Origin of the sequence: Algoriphagus sp. NF, assembly GCF_028823735.1 — a bacterium.
In the GTDB taxonomy this organism is placed as follows: domain Bacteria; phylum Bacteroidota; class Bacteroidia; order Cytophagales; family Cyclobacteriaceae; genus Algoriphagus; species Algoriphagus marincola.
Map to the genome: position 1 here is coordinate 101422 of NZ_JAPEIB010000002.1, position 17664 is coordinate 119085.

The following is a 17664-nucleotide window of genomic DNA, read 5'->3' on the forward strand; positions in this document are numbered from 1 at the left end:
ATGAGTTTTGATTTGGAAAAAATCAGAGGCCTGTTCCCTGTGCTTCACCAAGAAGTACATGGCAGGCCTTTGGTTTATTTTGATAATGCAGCCACTACCCAAAAGCCTCAGTCAGTTCTTGATGCTTTGAGGAATTACTACGAACACGACAATTCCAATATTCACCGAGGTGCGCACACCTTAGCAGATCGAGCAACACGCCATTACGAGGCAACTCGAGAAAAAGTCAAGGACTTTATCAATTCACAAGAGTCTGCTGAAGTAATTTTCACTAAGGGCACCACCGAAAGCATCAACTTGGTCGCTCAGACTTTTGGAAGAAAGTTTATCGGAAAAGATGACGAAATCATTATTTCCACCATGGAGCACCACTCCAATATTGTGCCTTGGCAGATGCTGTGTGAAGAAAAGGGAGCCAAACTTCGAGTGATTCCCATTCAAGAAAATGGAGAAATTGTCTTTGAGGAATTTGAAAAGCTGCTTAACCCAAAGACAAAACTCGTCAGCATCGTTCACGCTTCCAATGCCCTAGGCACGATCAATCCAGTCAAAAAAATCATCCAGTCGGCTCATGAAATTGGAGCTAAAGTGCTTTTGGATGGAGCCCAGTCTACTTCGCATTTAGAAATTGATGTACAGGAACTAGACTGTGATTTCTTAGCCTTTTCTGCTCATAAGCTTTATGGACCTACTGGACTAGGCGTATTGTACGGGAAGCGGGAGATTCTGGAAGAAATGCCTCCCTTCCTTGGTGGTGGTGAAATGATCAAAGAAGTCAGCTTTGAAAAGACCACTTACAATGAAATCCCTTTCAAATTCGAAGCGGGGACGCCCAATATTGCCGATGTAATCGCATTTGGGCAGGCGCTGGATTTTATTCAGTCCCTTGGCAAAAAGCAGATCAAAGCGCATGAAGATGATCTTCTGAGCTATGCAAATCAGCTTACCAAAGATATAAAAGGCTTCATCCCGGTGGGGACTGCAGCGGACAAAGTTTCGGTACTTTCTTTTAATATTCAAGGCATGCATCCTTTTGACGTGGGGCAAATGCTGGATGCGAGAGGAATCGCCGTGAGGACAGGGCATCACTGTACACAACCTTTGATGCATCGATTTGGAATTGAGGGAACTGTACGGGCTAGTTTTGCTGTTTACAACACCAAATTTGAAATCGAAAATATGGCGGAAGGAATCGCCAAAATTGCTAGAATCAAAAACAAATGAGTAGCATCAGCACCTTACAAGACGAAATTGTATCAGAGTTTGAAATCCTCGGTGATGATCGGGAATCTACCATTTTTTACATCATGGAGTTAGGTGATAAATTACCTGAATTTCCAGCTGATGAACAAAAAGATGAAAACCTGATCAAAGGATGTCAATCCAAGGTTTGGTTGATCGCAGACGAGGAGAATGGGAAGGTCAGATATTTCGCTGATTCTAACACTGATATTACCAAGGGATTGATTTCACTGTTGATTCGCGTATTGGATAATCGCAGCCCAGAGGAAATCATTCAGGCAGATTTGAATTTTATCGACCGAATAGGAATGGGAAGCATCATCGGAAGCCAGCGTTCTAATGGACTGGCCTCTATGATCCAACAAATGAAACGCTATGCGCTAGCGTATCAAACAAAATTGAACGCCTAACATGGAGGAAACCAAAACACAGACAAAAGAAAAGGTAATACAAGCCATCAAGCAGGTATATGATCCAGAAATACCCGTAGATGTCTATGAGTTAGGCTTGATCTATGAGATCACCGTGTACCCGGTCAACAATGTGTATGTCTTGATGACTCTTACCTCACCGAATTGCCCCTCGGCGGAATTTATTCCTTCTGAGGTTAAGAATAAAATACAGCAGATTCAAGGTATCAACAATGTAGAAGTAGAGGTGACTTTCGATCCCCCCTACTCACAGGACATGATGTCAGAAGCTGCCAAACTTGAATTAGGATTTCTGTAAGTTTCAAATAATAAGTAAAGAATATGTATCCAGAAGAATTAATCGCACCGATGCGTGCAGAATTGACAGACGTCGGATTCGAAGAGTTCCGTACAGCTGATCAGGTAAGCGAGCACCTTAGCTCTGAGCATAAGGGTACCACCTTCGTGGTTATCAATTCAGTATGTGGTTGTGCAGCCGGAGCTGCAAGACCAGGTGTACGATATGCATTGGATAAGGCGGCAAAGAAGCCTAGCACACTTGCTACGGTTTTCGCAGGAAATGATCGCGATGCCGTCAATAAAATCAGAGAAATTGTATTGCCTTACCCTCCCTCTTCTCCAGCAATGGCCTTGTTCAAAGACGGAGAATTGGTACACTTCATTGAGCGTCACCATATCGAAGGTAGAAACGCCCAGATGATCGGAGACCACTTAGTCGAAGTTTTCGAACATTTTTGTGATTAAAATTAGCCCTTCGGGGCTTTTTTTACGTTTGGCAAAAAAGATATACCTCCGAATAAAAAACTGTCCGTATATCACCTTGCAAAAAAGCCTTCCAACCAAGTGAAGAATACCAAAACAGGCCCTTTTCCTTTAGCACAATCAAAATACACCAAGTGTAAATAATCCTAAATAAAATAGGGGATTTTGTTAACTTATGGGCGATTATCAAGTTTTTGAAAGTAGTAATCCAAAAATAAACCTATATGTCTGAATCCGTAAAGCTGTCCTATAACGGACAAGATTTTGAATTTCCTGTCACAGTGGGAACCGAAAACGAACCTGCTATTGACGTTGCCAAGCTTCGAGGCTCAACTGGCTTAATCACCCTAGATCCAGGTTACAAAAACACCGGTTCTACTACCAGTGCTATCACATTTTTGGACGGGGAAAAAGGTATTCTTCGCTACAGAGGATATCGTATCGAGGACTTGGCCGAAAAATCTACTTTTCTTGAAGTGGCTTACTTGCTTATCTATGGTGAGCTTCCTACTCAAGATCAATTTGAAGCTTTCTCCAGTGAAGTAACTCACCATACATTGGTGCATGAGGATATTAAAAAGATTTTGGACGGATTCCCATCTAATGCCCATCCAATGGGTGTACTATCCTCTTTGATCTGTTCACTTTCTGCTTTTTATCCAGAGTCGCTTAATCCAAACAGATCCGAGGATGAAGTAAACTTGAGCATCATCAGGCTGATTGCGAAAATGCCAACTTTTGCTGCTTGGGCATATAAAAATGAAATGGGACACCCAGTAAACTATCCAGACAATACTTTGGATTACTGTTCCAACTTCTTGAAAATGATGTTTGCACTTCCTGCTGAGAAGTATGATGTAGACCCAGTGGTAGCAAAGGCTTTGGATCAACTTCTAATCCTTCACGCTGATCACGAGCAAAACTGTTCTACCTCTACCGTACGAATCGTAGGTTCTTCCCAAGCATCTATTTATGCTTCTATCTCTGCAGGAATAAATGCTCTTTGGGGACCTCTACACGGTGGCGCTAACCAATCAGTGATCGAAATGCTGGAGGCGATCAAAGCCGACGGTGGAGATGCGAAAAAGTATTTAGACAAGGCGAAGGATAAAAACGATCCTTTCCGTCTTATGGGCTTTGGACACCGCGTTTATAAAAACTTCGATCCGCGAGCTCGAATCATCAAGAAAGCTGCTGACGATGTGCTAGAAAAGCTAGGCGTTAAAGATCCAGTTTTAGATATCGCAAAAGAACTCGAATATGCTGCGCTAAATGATCAGTACTTTATCGATAGAAAGCTTTATCCAAACGTAGATTTCTACTCAGGAATCATCTACCGAGCGCTAGGTATTCCTACCGACATGTTTACAGTGATGTTTGCCTTGGGTCGTCTCCCAGGATGGATCGCTCAGTGGAAAGAAATGCGTGAGAATGGAGAGCCAATCGGAAGACCGCGTCAGGTTTATGTTGGTGCAAACGAGCGCGACTACGTTTCCATGAATAAGCGATAAGCTTTATTGACCAATATCAAAGGCCAACTTCAAAAGTTGGCCTTTTTTATGCCCTATCTTTGAGCATAATTAGAATCCTTTATCCTTTTATCCAAGTACATAAATGAAACCAACTACACTTGAAGAGGCAGTAGCGATTACCAAGAAATTCACCTCTAGACCTTCAAATGAAGAACTTTTGAAATTATATGCCCTTTACAAACAGGCCACAGAAGGTGATAATGAAACCGAACGTCCAGGAGGATTTGACTTCAAAGCAGCTGCCAAGTACAATGCATGGTTGAACCTGAAAGGACTTTCCAAAACTGAAGCTGAAAGTCAGTATTTGGAGCTAGTCGAAAAACTATCCGAAAAACATATTTAAAATTTTGAGCCCGATAAAACGGGCTTTTTTTATTGGAAGTTTTTCCTTCCAAACCACTCCGCCAAAGATGACCCAATCAAGAGCTGCTGGAAATGATAAAGCATCACGGGGAGTAAAACCAGTCCCAAAACAGCAGGATCTGGAAACATAACTTTTCCAATAACAACTCCATGTACCAAGGATTTTTTGGATCCACAAAAAAGCGCTGTTATCCTATCCCTAATAGAAAAACCGAGAAAGCGTGAAACCAACTCAATAGACAATAGCACCATCAGAAAAAGTATGAGCATCAAAAAGGCTATTTTCAAAAGACTTAACCAGGAATAAGGTTGAAATATTTTCTGGTAAAAGCTATCTGAAAAAGCAGTGAATACAATCATCATTATAATCGCCTGATCGAGATATTTCAGTCTTTTAAGATGCGATCTGATCAATGGAAATAACTTTCCATGCAATAAAACACCCGCAAAAACCGGCAAGATGACCTTTATGGTCAAGTCCACAAAGGTAGGCCAGAAATCCACCTCACCCTGTCCGAGGTTTTCAGCCAAAATACCCATCCAGGCAGGGGTAATTACCACCCCTAGTAAACCTGAAATACTTGCATTGAAAATGGCGGCAGGAACATTTCCACCCGCAATATTAACCATCACTACAGAGGCACTGACCGTGGAAGGCAAAGCAGCTAAATAACTAATACCCAACTCGAAATCTTGATCGACCCATGGCAACCACCTGAATATCAGCAGAACTAAAAAGGGAAAAACAATGAAGGTGAAAAGCTGAATCGTCAGATGCAATTTCCAATTTGACAAGCCCTCCATCAACTGCCTTGGATTTAGCTTGACTCCATAAAAGAAAAAAACCAATGCTATCCCGCCATTGATCCAAGGCTTCCAATGAATAGGGCCTTCTGAACTTCCTAATTTTGGGAAAAGCCAAGCCAGAAAAATGGCTAAGATCAAGCCCAATAAAAAGGTATTGAATCCGACTTTCTGGAGCAGGTTTTTGACTTTTTTCATTTCCAGGAGCTAATTCTTTTGAGGTTGTCACAAAGAATAGCTGTGGCAACCGCTACATTGAGTGATTCAGCTTGACCGAAAGCAGGAATAGCTAGTTTTTTGCTGATGAAGGGTTCTAGCTCTTGAGAAACTCCATTTGATTCATTCCCCATCAATAAAACTCCATGTTCGACAGATTGGATGGAGTGGACATTCTCTCCATCCATAAATGCTCCATAGACGGGTAAATTCAACGCTGACAAAACTTCTGCTAAATCACAGTAGTAAAAATTAACCCTTGTGAAGGAACCCATCGTTGATTGTATCACTTTAGGATTATAGAAATCGGCCGTTTGTTTGGAAAAGAGTAAATTTTTGATTCCATACCAATCAGCGATGCGGATGATCGTACCCAAATTTCCCGGATCCCGCACATCGTCTAAAGCGAGAACCCAATCTGAGGATTGAATTTCCGGCAATTGATTTTCTTTCATTCGGACCAAAGCGATCGCCGAGTCATTACTCTGATACTGGCCCATACTTTCGAGCTGTGCAGGGGTAGCTAGCTCAAAGGATACCTTAGCTTGGCGGAGCCGGTCTCCATAGGTATCCAAGAATTCATGAGTTGCATAAACACAATCGGTCACAAAGGAGGATTCCAATAGCTCCAAAACGCTTTTTCTACCCTCCACAAAGAACTGCTGATGGGCAATTCGGTATTTCTTTTGATGTAAGGATTTAAAAAACTTAATTGTATTTTTGCTTAGCATGTCGTCTGATTACACCATTTTGAAGAGCTCCAAATATATACTTTTTCTTTTGCTGCTTGGACTATCATTTGGATGCTCACTCACCAAAAATCTTCAAGAGAATGAATATGCGCTTTTTGAAAATGAGCTAAAAGGCATCGAAAAAGCCGATGAAGAACGATTGTCTGCTCTCCTTCAGCCTGAAACGAACTTTCGAATTCCGCTTCTGAACGTTTCTCCGGGCGTATCCATTTATCGAATTGGCCGTTCGTTTTTCGACAGTAGCAAAGTGGCAGAAAAAAGAAAAAACTTTGAGGCCGAACTCCAGTCTTTAGAAGAAAAAGAGGAGGTTGACTCTTTAAGCCGAAAAGAAGAAAAACGTATCGAAAAAGTCTCTGGCCGAATTGAAAGTTTGAAGTACAAGGAAGAATATGGGAATGGACTGATGCGAACCGGCAATCCAGTGACGCGCTTGGATTCCACCGCTATCAAAAACACGACCCAAAATCTTTCTGGTTACCTTAACAACAATGGTTTCTTTGAATCAAAGGTAGATTTTGAGGTAAAGACTAAAAAGAAAAAAGCCTATGTCACTTATGAAATTGAGGAAGGGCCACTCTACCTGATCGACTCTGTCTACACCCGGACAGACAACGAAGAAATCATCAAACTACTCAACCAATCAAAGCAAAGAAGCCTTCTAAAAACAGGCAAAGCTTATGCTCAGGATGACATTACTGCAGAGAGAAACCGAGTAGAAGAGCTCCTGAAAAACAATGGTTTCTACATGTTTACCAAGACCTATCTAGAATACCTGGTCTACATGGATACCGTCGCAAAGACCGTTAAAATCAGTCAGGAGATCCAAAAACCAACCTTTGCTGAAAAACATAGAGTCTATTCCTTGGATGAAATCAACTTTCGCGTCAACCCACCATCCAATGAATTTGCTGACCAACAGGTGAATGTAGAGTACAATGGAATTGACTTTTCTTTTTATCGAGACAGGTATTCTGAAAAGATTCTTGATTCAAGAGTCCTGTTCGAAAAAGGGAGTACCTACCAAAGAAATATGGTCATCGAGAGTCAAAAACAGCTCAGCAATCTTGACCTATTTCGCTTTGTCAACATCACCTTTGACACCTTAGGCAACTCACTGACTGCTAACATATTCACTCAGCCCGCAGAAAAATATCAATTAACCAATCAGGTAGGTCTAAGCATTACAGAGCAGCTACCGGGGCCATTTTTCAGTACTTCCCTTCGAAACAGAAACTTTTTCAGAGGTGGAGAAATCCTCGAATTCAACTTCAGGGCAGGTTTGGAAGGAGTGGCATCAGCCACAAATCAAGGAGTTTATCAAAGTCGGGAACTGGGCATCTCTTCTTCAGTGATTTTCCCTCGGTTTTTAGTCCCATTTTACCCATCGAGCTTGAGAAAATTCGGACGATATAACCCAAACACCCGAGTTCAGATTGGTTATAATTATACCAACCGGCCTGAGTATACACGAACCAGTTTCAACGGAAAACTCGCCTACACATGGGCTACGCTGAATAATCGGCAGCAGTTCACCTTGAATGTAGCCGATCTAAACTACATTCAGACGCCTGCCATCACTCCAGAGTTTGGAGAAATCCTGCTAGACCTTGCCAATCAAGGAAACAATCTGATTTGGTCATTTTTACCTTCCTACATCAGCAGTATTTCAGGCCAGTCTATTATTAATTTCAATAGCTATGGAAACTTCAGGAACCGTCCCTCCTCCATGCTTAGACTTTTTGTAGAAAGTGGCGGTACGCTGCTAAATTTTCGGGATATACCGACGAACAGTGAGGAAACCGAAATCGCAAATTTCCAGTGGCTGAAGTTACAGGCAGACTTCAGAAGGTACTATCCTTTGGACGAAAAACAAACATTGGCCTACCGGCTAAATTTTGGAATAGCCCAACCATATGGTGTCAGTAATGGTATTCTTCCTTACGAAAAATATTTCTTTGCGGGAGGTGGAACTAGTATCCGGGCTTGGCAAGCCAGACGACTTGGCCCCGGTAGCTCAAACCCTCGAAGAGGTCCAGAAGGCGAGTATGATTACCCTTTTGAAGAGCCAGCAGAAATGATCATCGAATCCATGCTGGAATACCGGAGAAATTTATTCAGCTATTTCGACATGGCTTTATTTTTGGACATCGGAAACTCCTGGGTCATCGGAGTGGATCAAACTAGACCGGGAGCCGACTTCCGTTTCGATCGATTTTACAAAGAACTGGCAGTAGGTTCAGGCATTGGACTCCGGATGGATTTTGATTTCCTGATTATCCGACTGGACCTTGCTACGAAAGCAATTGACCCCGCTCAGCCTGAAGGAGAGCGTTGGGTTTTAGACAATATTTCATTCAGACGACCTTTTGGGGTCAGAGGGCAGACCGTATTCAATTTTGGGATCGGTTACCCTTTCTAAAATTAGTTATGGCTAGAAAAACAAAAGAAGAAATAGCGCTGATTTACCAGCAAATGCAGGATCATATTTGTGCCAAACTCGAAGAATATGACGGTCAGGGCCATTTTATGGAAGATAAATGGGACCGTGCACAAGGAGGTGGCGGGAGAACCAGGATTTTCAAAAATGGTCAAATAATCGAGAAAGGAGGAGTGGCTTTTTCTGCAGTTCATGGACCGACACCTGAAAAGATTTTGGCGAAACTAGGTCTTGAAAAAGCTGACTTTTTTGCCACTGGAGTTTCCATTGTTTTGCATCCATTTAGTCCCATGGTTCCGATCATCCATATGAATATCAGGTATTTCGAAATGGATAATGGTGTTCATTGGTTTGGTGGGGGAATTGATTTGACTCCCCACTACATTGTGCCTGAAGATGCCCAATACTTTCATCAAGAAGTGAAAAAGACCTGCGACGCATTCGACCAGACTTACTACCCAAAATTCAAAACATGGGCAGATGATTATTTCTATTTGAAGCACCGCAACGAAACCCGGGGGATTGGGGGGATTTTCTATGATCGCCTTTCGGGTAAATCAGATGCTGAGTTTGAGCAAATCCTTCATTTCAGCTTAGCTTTAGGACGGCTCTTTCCTGAAGTTTATGGTCATTTTATGAAGAAAAACTCCCGCATCAGTTTTGGAGAAAATGAGAAAAGATGGCAGAACCTCCGCCGTGGTCGCTATGTGGAATTTAATCTTGTGTGGGATGCAGGTACTAAGTTTGGACTAGATACAAATGGCCGAACAGAGAGTATTTTGATGAGTATGCCTCCACAAGCAGAGTGGACCTACATGCATGAACCTACTGTAGGAAGTCAGGAGGAGTTTACTTTGAAACACTTGAAGAAAGATATTGACTGGCTAAACTTTCCTACATGATTGAGCAATTGTCAATATGGGACGAGCAGCTGTTTTTATGGCTAAATTCCTTTCATACAGATTGGCTGGATCCCATTGTATTTCAGCTTACAAAAACCGTCACCTGGCTCCCTTTATTCTTATTCTTGATCTATAAGATTTATCGCTATGACCCCAAAAACAGTTGGTGGGTCTTTGGCGGGGTCGCTCTGACCATATTATTTGCAGATCAGATTACATCAAGCTTTATGAAGCCCTTTTTCGAGCGACTCCGACCCTGTCACGATGCTCGCTGGGAAGGCTTGATTCACAATTATGAAAGATGTGGCGGGCTATATGGATTCGCATCTTCGCATGCTGCCAATACTTTTGGCATGGCCACTTTTCTCAACTTAAAAATGAGAAAAAAAGTCCCTTACTTAGGTTGGCTTTTCTTATATGCAGCTTTGGTCAGCTACACTAGAATCTACCTTGGAGTGCATTATCCATTAGACCTGCTGGTAGGAGCATTGATTGGAATGGCATCAGCTTACCTTGTTTGGTTTTTGATTGTCTATGTAAAACGAGAGGTAGTCAAAAAAATCCTTCGATAATTGAATCCTGCAAATAAGGATTAAGCGCATTTTATTGCATTATTCAAAGCCTCCTGATAATTTCACAAAAAACCATCAACATTATCATGAAAAAAATCAAATCACTCCTGACTCTCGGCTTAGCCTTTAGTTTTCTGGCAGCCACAACATTGACATCCTGTGGCGGCAAAAAAGAAGAAAATCAAGAAGCTGCTACTGAACAACCTGCTGAAAGCAATGAGCATCCCTCTGACGGAAGCGAGCATCCTACTGATAGCTCTGAACACCCATCTGAAGGTGGAGAACATCCATCCAATGAGCATCCTGACAACGATTAAACAAAAAACGGGTCTTTTAGGACCCGTTTCTGTTTTAAGAATTTTCACTTCTCTGGAAGGTGAACTTTGATGGCGCTTTGACTTCCTTACCATCGATCTCCAGATAGGGAAAAGCTATAAAATTAATTGGGCCTTCTTGTGGGCCTGGATTTACTTGTAAATCACGTCCCCTACTAAGTTCAATTCGGTTGGCTGGATGCCTTCCAAAGTAATAAGTTGCCAATGCGGTGTACTTATTAGCCTCTGAGATATCCACAGGCCACCACTTTCCATCTGCATAAAATTCCGCCCAACAATGATACCCATCAATTCCTCCCTCATTCCTATCCGAGGGGATGGATGCTCCGATTGCAAAACGAGCAGGAATATCTACAGATCTAGCCAAGGAAATAAAGAAGGAATGAAACTCTGAACAATTACCAGTTTTAGAATCGCAAGCATAGTTTGAATCGCCGTTTCCATAGTCTCCAAACTTCATGTACCGCATATTGTCAATGATATAATCATACAATGCTCTTGCTTGGATAAGCTTGGAATCATTGATTTTCGACCCTAGTACCTCTTTAGCAATCTCTTCAAAGCGACCACCTTTAGGCATCAGACGATTGGAGGCAAGGTATAAATCTGGATTCGGGCTTGGTGCCTCATACGGTCCTTTTTCCTTCCGCTTGACAGCATAAGAAAACTTGATTTCCTTACCACTATCTGTAGGCCCTAATTCAAAATAGACAAACTTATTACCATATTCCTGATCTTCTATTTCCACTGTCTCACCCGCAAGCTCCATTTCCAACACTTCCACTTGCTGATAATGATCTGAGATAGGAACCGGAACCCACATTCGTGCTTCCGATTGAAGTTCAGGAACACTGATATGATAAAAAAACTGGAATTCATCACTTCCCTCTACTACACCCAATAATCGGTTGGTAGACTCCTCTAGAGCTACTCGATACCAAGTTTTATCTTCTTTATTTTGCCTCCATGAGTAGAATGGCTTCCCATTGAGTTTGTGCACGGTAGTTTCAGTGACGGTCATAGCACCGGGCTTTCCTTCCATAAAAAAGTCTACATCATATACGTCTCCACTATCATCTACCAAGTCTACGCAAGCAAAGTGTCTTTCAGGGCCAAGATTTGAGAGATACTCAGTATGTACTCTGACTAATTTCATTTTCAAATCATGATTCTCATCCTTTACCGGAAAAACCCCTCCATTTTCAGTTGTTTTCTGATCGATAAATGCCTTAATCCCAGCTTCAATCTCTGCAATTGAGACTTTCTCAATTTTTTGAACTGATTCTATTTCTTGCTCCTCACTCGATTGACAGCTTGTGAAAACTACAATTAAGCCCAGTAGCAATACGATAGGCAATGAATTAAACTTGAACATAGGATGATGAATATCTTTATTTCAAAGGTAGAAAAATTCAATGAAGCTCGTCAAAAGCAGTATCCAATGTTAAGTTTTTCCCGATTGCCAAAAACTTAACATAAATTTTTGCCATGTTAAGTAAATATTATCTTATCATTGCGCGATCATTAACAAAGCGGAAAATTGAACCCGATATACCTTTTTGTAGTCATTGCAGTCTTAATTATTATTGCTGAAGTGGTACAAAGATTGATGAATAGCAATAAGCAATAGAGTAAAAAGTAAAAGTTGTACAGAGAAAAGCTGGACTATACGATAGTCTGATCACCCATAAAAACCTGACCCTCAATGGTCAGGTTTTTTTTTATTTCTGCGAAAATTCCATTCACTCAAAATTGAGCCAAAAGAAGTTTTAATCACTAAAGAGTGATAAAATGTAATCCATTAAATGATCACATTTTCTTTCAAATTAATCCCAAAAAATAAAGCCTGATATTTTTTTCAGGCCTATCAATAAACTTTCAATAATTTCCATACATTTGCAATCCGTTTGGGGAGTTAAGCTCATCAAATCTCGGGGTGTAGCGTAGCCCGGTCATCGCGTCCCGATAGGGATCGGGAAGGCCGAAACTTCGAATCCTTAAATGGCAAATGGCCGTTTTAAAAATCAAAAATTCTCGGGGTGTAGCGTAGCCCGGTCATCGCGCCTGCTTTGGGAGCAGGAGGTCGCAAGTTCGAATCTTGCCACCCCGACACTTTACTTGCCAGCAAAACTTGCTGGCATTTTTTATTTTGGGCTACTTATCTTTTCTAAACCAAGAAAACCAGGCTCGCTCGCCCGCTGAGTTATCTTGGACAGGGACAGCATCGCTAAGTAAAAAACCAAATGCCTCCAGCCCAGAGGACCTTTCCAAGGTGATTTTCAAGACTCCTACCAATGGAATGAAAAGAACCATTCCAGAAATTCCCCAAAGCCATCCCCCTAGAAGAATTGCCAAAATCACAGCGAGGGCATTGACTTTGACATGTGAACCCACTACCCAGGGAGTGATAATATTGTTTTCGAGTAATTGAATCCCCCAGAGAACTCCGAAGGTCATCAAAGGATAAAGCATGGAGTCCGTGGTAAGAAAAACATATAGAATCGCAAAAAAAGAGGACACGAATACGCCTACGTAGGGAATCAAATTAAGAATAGCTATGAAAGCGGCGAACAAAAGAAAATATTTCACTCCGATCAGGAAAAAGAATAAGCCCGATAAAACTGCCACAATCAAAGTCACTAAAATCATTCCCGTCAAATAAGACTGTATGACCTTTCCAGAATCCTTTGCCCAGGTGAGAATCCTTTCTTTGCTTTTTTCTGAATATTTAATCAAAAAAGTCACGAAAAAATCCCGGTAATACATCAATAAAAAGATATAAAGCGGGATAATTCCAGCCAAAGTCAAGGATTTACCAGTAGCAAAAAGTGTTTCATTTAAATTCTCGATTTTTACTACAGACCACAACTCTTCCTGATTCTGAGGATCAAACACTTTTCGCCCAAGTAGCCCTTCCAACTGTTCGACATAAGTTCCAATCTTCCTATTGAAATTCTCTCCAATTTCCGGAATGTCTTTGACCAGGCCGATCATCTGATTCAATAGACCATATACTATTCCTCCGGCAATCAGAGTCACAAGCAGGATACTCATAATAATGGAAATACTCCTTGGCAGACCTTTTGAATCCAGCCAATCAGCAATGGGAGAAAGTGCAAAAGAAAAGAAAACTCCCCAAACCAAAGGGACCAAGATAAACGACCCTTCTCGGAGTACTAAAGCCCCGAAAACCAAAACAATCAGAAATAAAGCAGTTCGTTTTAGACGTTCCATTCTTTTCTAGTTTACCTTTGAAATATACCTATTCCGAAAGGAAATACTCCCCTATGATCAATTTTCCCTCCTAGAATATTTCAAAAAAAGCTATTTTCACCACATGTCTATTTGATCGAAGCTGCTTATAGAGTTTTGAAAAGCTAGAAAATACCCTACTCTTGAATTAAAAATACCCTAAACCTATGAAGAAAGCCCTGTTCCTTATTTACTTCTTTTCCACCCTTGCTTTTTCGCAAGTAGACACCTTGACTGTAAGAAGTGAAATAATGGATAAAAACCTAAAAGCCGCAATCACACTACCTGAAGGATACGCTGAATCGAATACAAAATATCCTGTAGTATACCTTTTACACGGAGGATTTGGGGCATTTTCTGACTGGCATCAAAAAGTCACGGAACCAGGACTCGTTCCCAAACTCGCTGACCAATACCAACTAATCATCGTCACCCCGGGAGTAGGTCCTTCTAGTTACTATTATGATAGTCCCATAATGGACAGTGTGCAGTATGAAAGCTACATTATCCGTGAATTAATCCCATTTATTGACCAAAATTATCGTACACTGGACCAAAAAGAATCACGAGCGATCACCGGGCTTTCTATGGGGGGCCATGGCGCAATGATGCTGGCAGCGAAGCACCCGAACCTTTTCACAGCTGTAGGCACGATGAGCGGTGTGATGAATATCGATACCCGACTTTGGAAAGTACCTGAGGACTTCAGAAATATTCGCGAAGGACAGCAAAAAGCTATGCTGGGGGCTGACCTCAACTATGACGCCCCTAACTTCAATCCCTACACGGTCATGGGACTATTGGATCAGCTTGAGCAAAACGGCCAAGATATTTTAATAGATTGTGGAGTGGACGATTTTCTGATAGAAACCAATCGTCAACTTCACCAAGCACTTCTTGACCGAGAAGTACCTCATGAGTACACCGAAAGACCCGGAGCGCATACCTGGCAGTATTGGACAGAGGCCCTTCCAGTTCACATCTTATTTTTAAATCGACACCTAAGTCGAGAATAGTCTTTAATTTCACACCTTTACCACCACTCCCTCCAAACCTAGCAAATTGATTCATGACAAAATTTGATCAGATAAGACCTTTTTACGACGCCGAGGCAAATGCTGCTATTTTGGAAATTGTCAACAACCCCATGCTGATAGCCATGATGGAGTTTTCTTTTCCGGAGGACAAAACTGGACAATGGAAAGAGTTAATGAAGCGCACACATTCCCTGAGAGACTTTCAGATCAATTTTATTTATCCCGGGCTGATGAAAGTGTTGGAAAGGAGTTCTGATGGACTAAGCACCTCTGGGTTTGAAATATTAGAACCCAATACCGCCTACCTCTTTATCTCAAATCATCGTGATATTATCCTTGACACCTCCTTATTGAATGCCTGTCTCTATGAAAAGGGGCTCGTCATGACCACTTCGGCTATTGGAGACAACCTGATCAAAAAGCCTTTTTTGAAGACCCTTTCAAGACTCAATAGAAATTTTGCCATTCGAAGAGGACTCAAAGGAAGGGAGCTACTGGAAAGCTCACAGATCGCTTCGGAATACATTTCCAATTCACTTCTTCACGAGAACAGATCCGTATGGATCGCTCAGCGAGAAGGAAGAACAAAAGACGGAAATGATGTCACTCAAAAAGGAGTCCTCCGCATGTTGACTTTGGCTGAGAAGGATGCAGATGCTTTCCAATATTTCAAAAAAATAAAAGTGGTCCCTGTTTCCATCTCTTATGAATATGACCCGACAGACAAACTTAAAATCCCACAACTGATAGCTAAGGCTCGTGATGAAAAATACATTAAAAGCGAAAATGAAGATTTTTTAAATCTCATGAGGGGCATTATCGGTACCAAAAAGCGCATCCATCTATCCATCAATGGAGTATTGGATAAGGAAATTGATGAAATCGACCAAAAAGATGGCACGCTCAGTGACAAGCTTAGCGACTTGGCTACTATCATTGATCAAAAAATATGGGACGGCTATAGACTTTGGCCAAGCAATTTCATAGCGCACGATATGCTACATCAAAAAAATGAATTTGCTCAAGAATACAATAGGGAAGAGAAAGAGGCCTTTGAGAACCGAATCGAAGAAAAAATTGATTCTAAAAACCCAGAAGAAGTACATAACTATTTGGCCATGTATGCCAACCCCGTGAGTAACAAGAAGCAATTGAGCACAACATCCAGCCCAGGTTCCTAACGAATACAACTATGTCGATCATCCCAATCCTGATTTTCCTACAGTCGATGTTTGCTTACCCTGTAAACCAAAAGAATATAGAGGTAGCGCAAATAATCACACCTCTCGGTGAAATCTTGATCATGTTGGATGAGCGCACCCCTCGGCATCGCGAAAGTTTTATCGAGCTGGCAGAAGCAGGATATTGGGATTCATTGACCTTTAATCGGGTGATTCCAGATTTTGTCGCTCAGGGTGGATGTCCAGATACTCCAGAAGGATTCAATGACCCGGAATACCTCTTAGAACCGGAGTTTGATCCTTCCCTTACCCATGTCTACGGTGCTGTTGGAGCCGGAAGAGATAATAATCCAGATAAGCTTTCGGCCCGATGCCAATTCTACATTGTTGAAAATAAGGAAGGATTACATCGTTTAGATGGGGATTATACGGTATTCGGAAGGGTCATTCAAGGCATGGACATCGTGGAAAAAATTGTCCGTGTGTCTCGGGACGAAAATGATCAGCCGACCGAGGCTATTACTTTGGATGTAAATATCATTGAAATCCCTCCACGCCAACTTAGAAAAATCCTAGACACTCAGTGAGGCTTAGTCTCCAACTTATTGCTTTAATTATAATTAAAAGCAAATAAGTCTGATTTTGAGGAAAATTCTTTTTAAACTTAAATCATAGAGTTAGCTCTTAGGATGACTCACGTCAATCATCTTGAGCCATCAGGATGTCAGTTTTTATTGGATCAACTAGCATATAAACCTAAAACCATGAATTCCCCCCTAAAAATTTTAGTAATTGGATGTGGAAATATGGGGGCGTCACATGCCGCCGCCTATGATAAAATGTCAGAATTTGAAATCTGCGGATTAGTATCCCGAGGTAGTAGTAAAGAAAAACTAAATCAAAAATTGATTGGCAACTACCCCCTTTTTGATGACTATCAGAAAGCATTGACAGAAACAAAACCTGATGCTGTCTGTATCTCGACCTATCCGGATACGCATGAAGAAATTGCCATCAAGTCTCTCGAGCAGGGCTGTCACATTTTTATCGAAAAACCACTTGCCGATACTATTGCAGGCAGCGAAAGGATCATTCAAAAAGCTAAAGAGTCCAATAAAAAGGTGGTGGTAGGCTACATACTCCGTCATCATCCATCTTGGATCCGCTTCATCGATGAGGCTCAGAAGCTAGGCAAACCACTAGTCATGCGAATGAACCTCAATCAGCAAAGTCATGGAGTCATGTGGGATGTACATCGCAGTTTGATGAAAAGCCTAAGCCCAATAGTCGATTGTGGGGTACATTACATCGATGTCATGTGTCAAATGACCCGTTCCAAGCCGGTAACTGTATCAGCTATCGGAGCACGGTTGACTGAAGACATCGCTCCAGACAATTACAATTATGGTCAACTTCAGATTCGATTTGAGGATGGTTCTGTGGGCTGGTATGAGGCCGGATGGGGACCAATGGTCTCCGAGACAGCATTCTTCATCAAGGATGTCTTTGGTCCAAAGGGCGCTGTATCGATTGTGGCAAAAGATGCGGGAGGATCGGGAAAATCCGACGACGTAGACTCCCATACCAAAACAGAATCCATCCGTGTACATCACGCAGAGATAGACTCCAGAAATCACTTCACCAAAGCGGATGAATGGATTGACATGAAAGATGAGCCTGGACATCAAGAACTTTGCGACAGGGAACAGGCCTATTTCCTAAAGGCAATCAAAGAAAATATAGACTTGACCGATCATCTTGATGATGCCTTAAACAGCTTGAAAATAGCCTTCGCATGTGACGAAGCTGTCAAAACAGGGAAAATAATTACGTTGAAGTAGCGTGA

The 17664-nt window shown here is 41.7% G+C and carries 18 protein-coding genes and 1 tRNA gene; 15 read left to right on the top strand and 4 right to left on the bottom strand.

Going from position 1 to position 17664, the window contains the following annotated elements; translation table 11 throughout:
- The 6 genes from OU792_RS01370 to OU792_RS01395 all read left to right on the top strand — a co-directional run bounded on the left by OU792_RS01370 (position 1) and on the right by OU792_RS01395 (position 4310).
- Positions 1–1224, top strand: coding sequence for a cysteine desulfurase (locus tag OU792_RS01370; protein ID WP_274669272.1), 1224 nt, complete (start codon positions 1–3; stop codon positions 1222–1224).
- On the top strand, positions 1221–1652 hold the full coding sequence (locus OU792_RS01375; protein WP_134202193.1) for a SufE family protein: 432 nt from the start codon (positions 1221–1223) through the stop codon (positions 1650–1652). The genes OU792_RS01370 and OU792_RS01375 overlap by 4 nt, the downstream gene beginning before the upstream one ends.
- A 1-nt stretch (position 1653) precedes the next feature.
- Positions 1654–1971, top strand: a complete 318-nt coding sequence (locus OU792_RS01380; RefSeq protein ID WP_024283205.1) for an iron-sulfur cluster assembly protein — start codon at positions 1654–1656, stop codon at positions 1969–1971.
- A 23-nt stretch (positions 1972–1994) separates the two neighbouring features.
- The gene (locus OU792_RS01385) at positions 1995–2417 is read left to right on the top strand and encodes a BrxA/BrxB family bacilliredoxin (RefSeq protein WP_024283206.1); all 423 of its coding nucleotides are present in this window, start codon (positions 1995–1997) and stop codon (positions 2415–2417) included.
- A 242-nt stretch (positions 2418–2659) separates the two neighbouring features.
- A complete protein-coding gene (locus OU792_RS01390; protein WP_026944715.1) occupies positions 2660–3946 on the top strand; it encodes a citrate synthase in 1287 nt (428 codons plus the stop codon).
- Positions 3947–4049: 103 nt separating this feature from the next.
- A complete protein-coding gene (locus OU792_RS01395) occupies positions 4050–4310 on the top strand; it encodes an acyl-CoA-binding protein (protein WP_024283208.1) in 261 nt (86 codons plus the stop codon).
- A gap of 29 nt (positions 4311–4339) precedes the next feature.
- Here OU792_RS01395 and OU792_RS01400 read toward each other — a convergent pair whose 3' ends face one another.
- Both OU792_RS01400 and OU792_RS01405 read right to left on the bottom strand, forming a co-directional pair.
- Complete coding sequence (locus OU792_RS01400) at positions 4340–5332, bottom strand: bile acid:sodium symporter family protein (RefSeq protein WP_222583730.1); 993 nt, start codon at positions 5330–5332, stop codon at positions 4340–4342.
- Complete coding sequence (locus tag OU792_RS01405; protein ID WP_222583731.1) at positions 5329–6081, bottom strand: TrmH family RNA methyltransferase; 753 nt, start codon at positions 6079–6081, stop codon at positions 5329–5331. The genes OU792_RS01400 and OU792_RS01405 overlap by 4 nt, the downstream gene beginning before the upstream one ends.
- 49 nt (positions 6082–6130) lie before the next feature.
- Between OU792_RS01405 and tamL the strand changes: the two genes are divergently transcribed.
- From tamL to OU792_RS01425, 4 genes are all read left to right on the top strand, one after another.
- Positions 6131–8521: a translocation and assembly module lipoprotein TamL gene (gene tamL, locus OU792_RS01410; RefSeq protein WP_342453721.1), complete on the top strand. Its 2391-nt coding sequence runs from the start codon at positions 6131–6133 to the stop codon at positions 8519–8521.
- 8 nt (positions 8522–8529) lie between these two features.
- Positions 8530–9441 carry an oxygen-dependent coproporphyrinogen oxidase gene (gene hemF, locus OU792_RS01415; protein ID WP_274669274.1) on the top strand — a complete coding sequence of 304 codons (912 nt, stop codon included), beginning with the start codon at positions 8530–8532 and terminating at the stop codon, positions 9439–9441.
- Positions 9438–10013 (top strand): phosphatase PAP2 family protein, encoded by a 576-nt coding sequence (locus tag OU792_RS01420; RefSeq protein ID WP_222583734.1) that lies wholly within the window; start codon positions 9438–9440, stop codon positions 10011–10013. Before hemF ends, OU792_RS01420 begins: the two co-directional genes overlap by 4 nt.
- Before the next feature lie 86 nt (positions 10014–10099).
- Positions 10100–10330 (top strand): hypothetical protein, encoded by a 231-nt coding sequence (locus OU792_RS01425; RefSeq protein WP_274669275.1) that lies wholly within the window; start codon positions 10100–10102, stop codon positions 10328–10330.
- Between the two features lie 34 nt (positions 10331–10364).
- On the opposite strand, the gene OU792_RS01430 is transcribed toward OU792_RS01425, so the two are convergent.
- Complete coding sequence (locus OU792_RS01430; RefSeq protein WP_274669276.1) at positions 10365–11723, bottom strand: transglutaminase-like domain-containing protein; 1359 nt, start codon at positions 11721–11723, stop codon at positions 10365–10367.
- A gap of 660 nt (positions 11724–12383) precedes the next feature.
- On the opposite strand from OU792_RS01430, the gene OU792_RS01435 reads away from it, so the two are divergent.
- A tRNA-Pro gene (locus OU792_RS01435) sits at positions 12384–12458 on the top strand.
- 44 nt (positions 12459–12502) lie between these two features.
- Here OU792_RS01435 and OU792_RS01440 read toward each other — a convergent pair.
- Positions 12503–13582 carry an AI-2E family transporter gene (locus tag OU792_RS01440; protein ID WP_274669277.1) on the bottom strand — a complete coding sequence of 360 codons (1080 nt, stop codon included), beginning with the start codon at positions 13580–13582 and terminating at the stop codon, positions 12503–12505.
- Positions 13583–13767: 185 nt separating this feature from the next.
- On the opposite strand from OU792_RS01440, the gene OU792_RS01445 reads away from it, so the two are divergent.
- The 4 genes from OU792_RS01445 to OU792_RS01460 all read left to right on the top strand — a co-directional run bounded on the left by OU792_RS01445 (position 13768) and on the right by OU792_RS01460 (position 17659).
- The gene (locus OU792_RS01445; protein WP_134202183.1) at positions 13768–14616 is read left to right on the top strand and encodes an alpha/beta hydrolase; all 849 of its coding nucleotides are present in this window, start codon (positions 13768–13770) and stop codon (positions 14614–14616) included.
- A 53-nt stretch (positions 14617–14669) separates the two neighbouring features.
- Positions 14670–15818: a 1-acyl-sn-glycerol-3-phosphate acyltransferase gene (locus OU792_RS01450; protein ID WP_274669278.1), complete on the top strand. Its 1149-nt coding sequence runs from the start codon at positions 14670–14672 to the stop codon at positions 15816–15818.
- An 11-nt stretch (positions 15819–15829) separates the two neighbouring features.
- Positions 15830–16405 (top strand): peptidylprolyl isomerase, encoded by a 576-nt coding sequence (locus tag OU792_RS01455; RefSeq protein WP_026944705.1) that lies wholly within the window; start codon positions 15830–15832, stop codon positions 16403–16405.
- Between the two features lie 177 nt (positions 16406–16582).
- Positions 16583–17659: a Gfo/Idh/MocA family protein gene (locus OU792_RS01460; protein ID WP_274669279.1), complete on the top strand. Its 1077-nt coding sequence runs from the start codon at positions 16583–16585 to the stop codon at positions 17657–17659.
- The last annotated feature ends 5 nt before the right edge of the window (positions 17660–17664 follow it).

What these genes read in the sequence shown, in the direction of transcription:
- hemF (WP_274669274.1), top strand. Translation starts at nt 8,530, where the DNA reads ATGGCTAGAAAAACAAAAGAAGAAATAGCGCTGATTTACCAGCAAATG.
- OU792_RS01420 (WP_222583734.1), top strand. Translation starts at nt 9,438, where the DNA reads ATGATTGAGCAATTGTCAATATGGGACGAGCAGCTGTTTTTATGGCTA.
- OU792_RS01395 (WP_024283208.1), top strand. Translation starts at nt 4,050, where the DNA reads ATGAAACCAACTACACTTGAAGAGGCAGTAGCGATTACCAAGAAATTC.
- OU792_RS01390 (WP_026944715.1), top strand. Translation starts at nt 2,660, where the DNA reads ATGTCTGAATCCGTAAAGCTGTCCTATAACGGACAAGATTTTGAATTT.
- OU792_RS01405 (WP_222583731.1), bottom strand. Translation starts at nt 6,081, where the DNA reads ATGCTAAGCAAAAATACAATTAAGTTTTTTAAATCCTTACATCAAAAG.
- OU792_RS01450 (WP_274669278.1), top strand. Translation starts at nt 14,670, where the DNA reads ATGACAAAATTTGATCAGATAAGACCTTTTTACGACGCCGAGGCAAAT.
- OU792_RS01375 (WP_134202193.1), top strand. Translation starts at nt 1,221, where the DNA reads ATGAGTAGCATCAGCACCTTACAAGACGAAATTGTATCAGAGTTTGAA.
- OU792_RS01400 (WP_222583730.1), bottom strand. Translation starts at nt 5,332, where the DNA reads ATGAAAAAAGTCAAAAACCTGCTCCAGAAAGTCGGATTCAATACCTTT.
- OU792_RS01455 (WP_026944705.1), top strand. Translation starts at nt 15,830, where the DNA reads ATGTCGATCATCCCAATCCTGATTTTCCTACAGTCGATGTTTGCTTAC.
- OU792_RS01430 (WP_274669276.1), bottom strand. Translation starts at nt 11,723, where the DNA reads ATGTTCAAGTTTAATTCATTGCCTATCGTATTGCTACTGGGCTTAATT.
- OU792_RS01385 (WP_024283206.1), top strand. Translation starts at nt 1,995, where the DNA reads ATGTATCCAGAAGAATTAATCGCACCGATGCGTGCAGAATTGACAGAC.
- OU792_RS01460 (WP_274669279.1), top strand. Translation starts at nt 16,583, where the DNA reads ATGAATTCCCCCCTAAAAATTTTAGTAATTGGATGTGGAAATATGGGG.
- OU792_RS01370 (WP_274669272.1), top strand. Translation starts at nt 1, where the DNA reads ATGAGTTTTGATTTGGAAAAAATCAGAGGCCTGTTCCCTGTGCTTCAC.
- OU792_RS01380 (WP_024283205.1), top strand. Translation starts at nt 1,654, where the DNA reads ATGGAGGAAACCAAAACACAGACAAAAGAAAAGGTAATACAAGCCATC.
- OU792_RS01440 (WP_274669277.1), bottom strand. Translation starts at nt 13,582, where the DNA reads ATGGAACGTCTAAAACGAACTGCTTTATTTCTGATTGTTTTGGTTTTC.
- OU792_RS01425 (WP_274669275.1), top strand. Translation starts at nt 10,100, where the DNA reads ATGAAAAAAATCAAATCACTCCTGACTCTCGGCTTAGCCTTTAGTTTT.
- OU792_RS01445 (WP_134202183.1), top strand. Translation starts at nt 13,768, where the DNA reads ATGAAGAAAGCCCTGTTCCTTATTTACTTCTTTTCCACCCTTGCTTTT.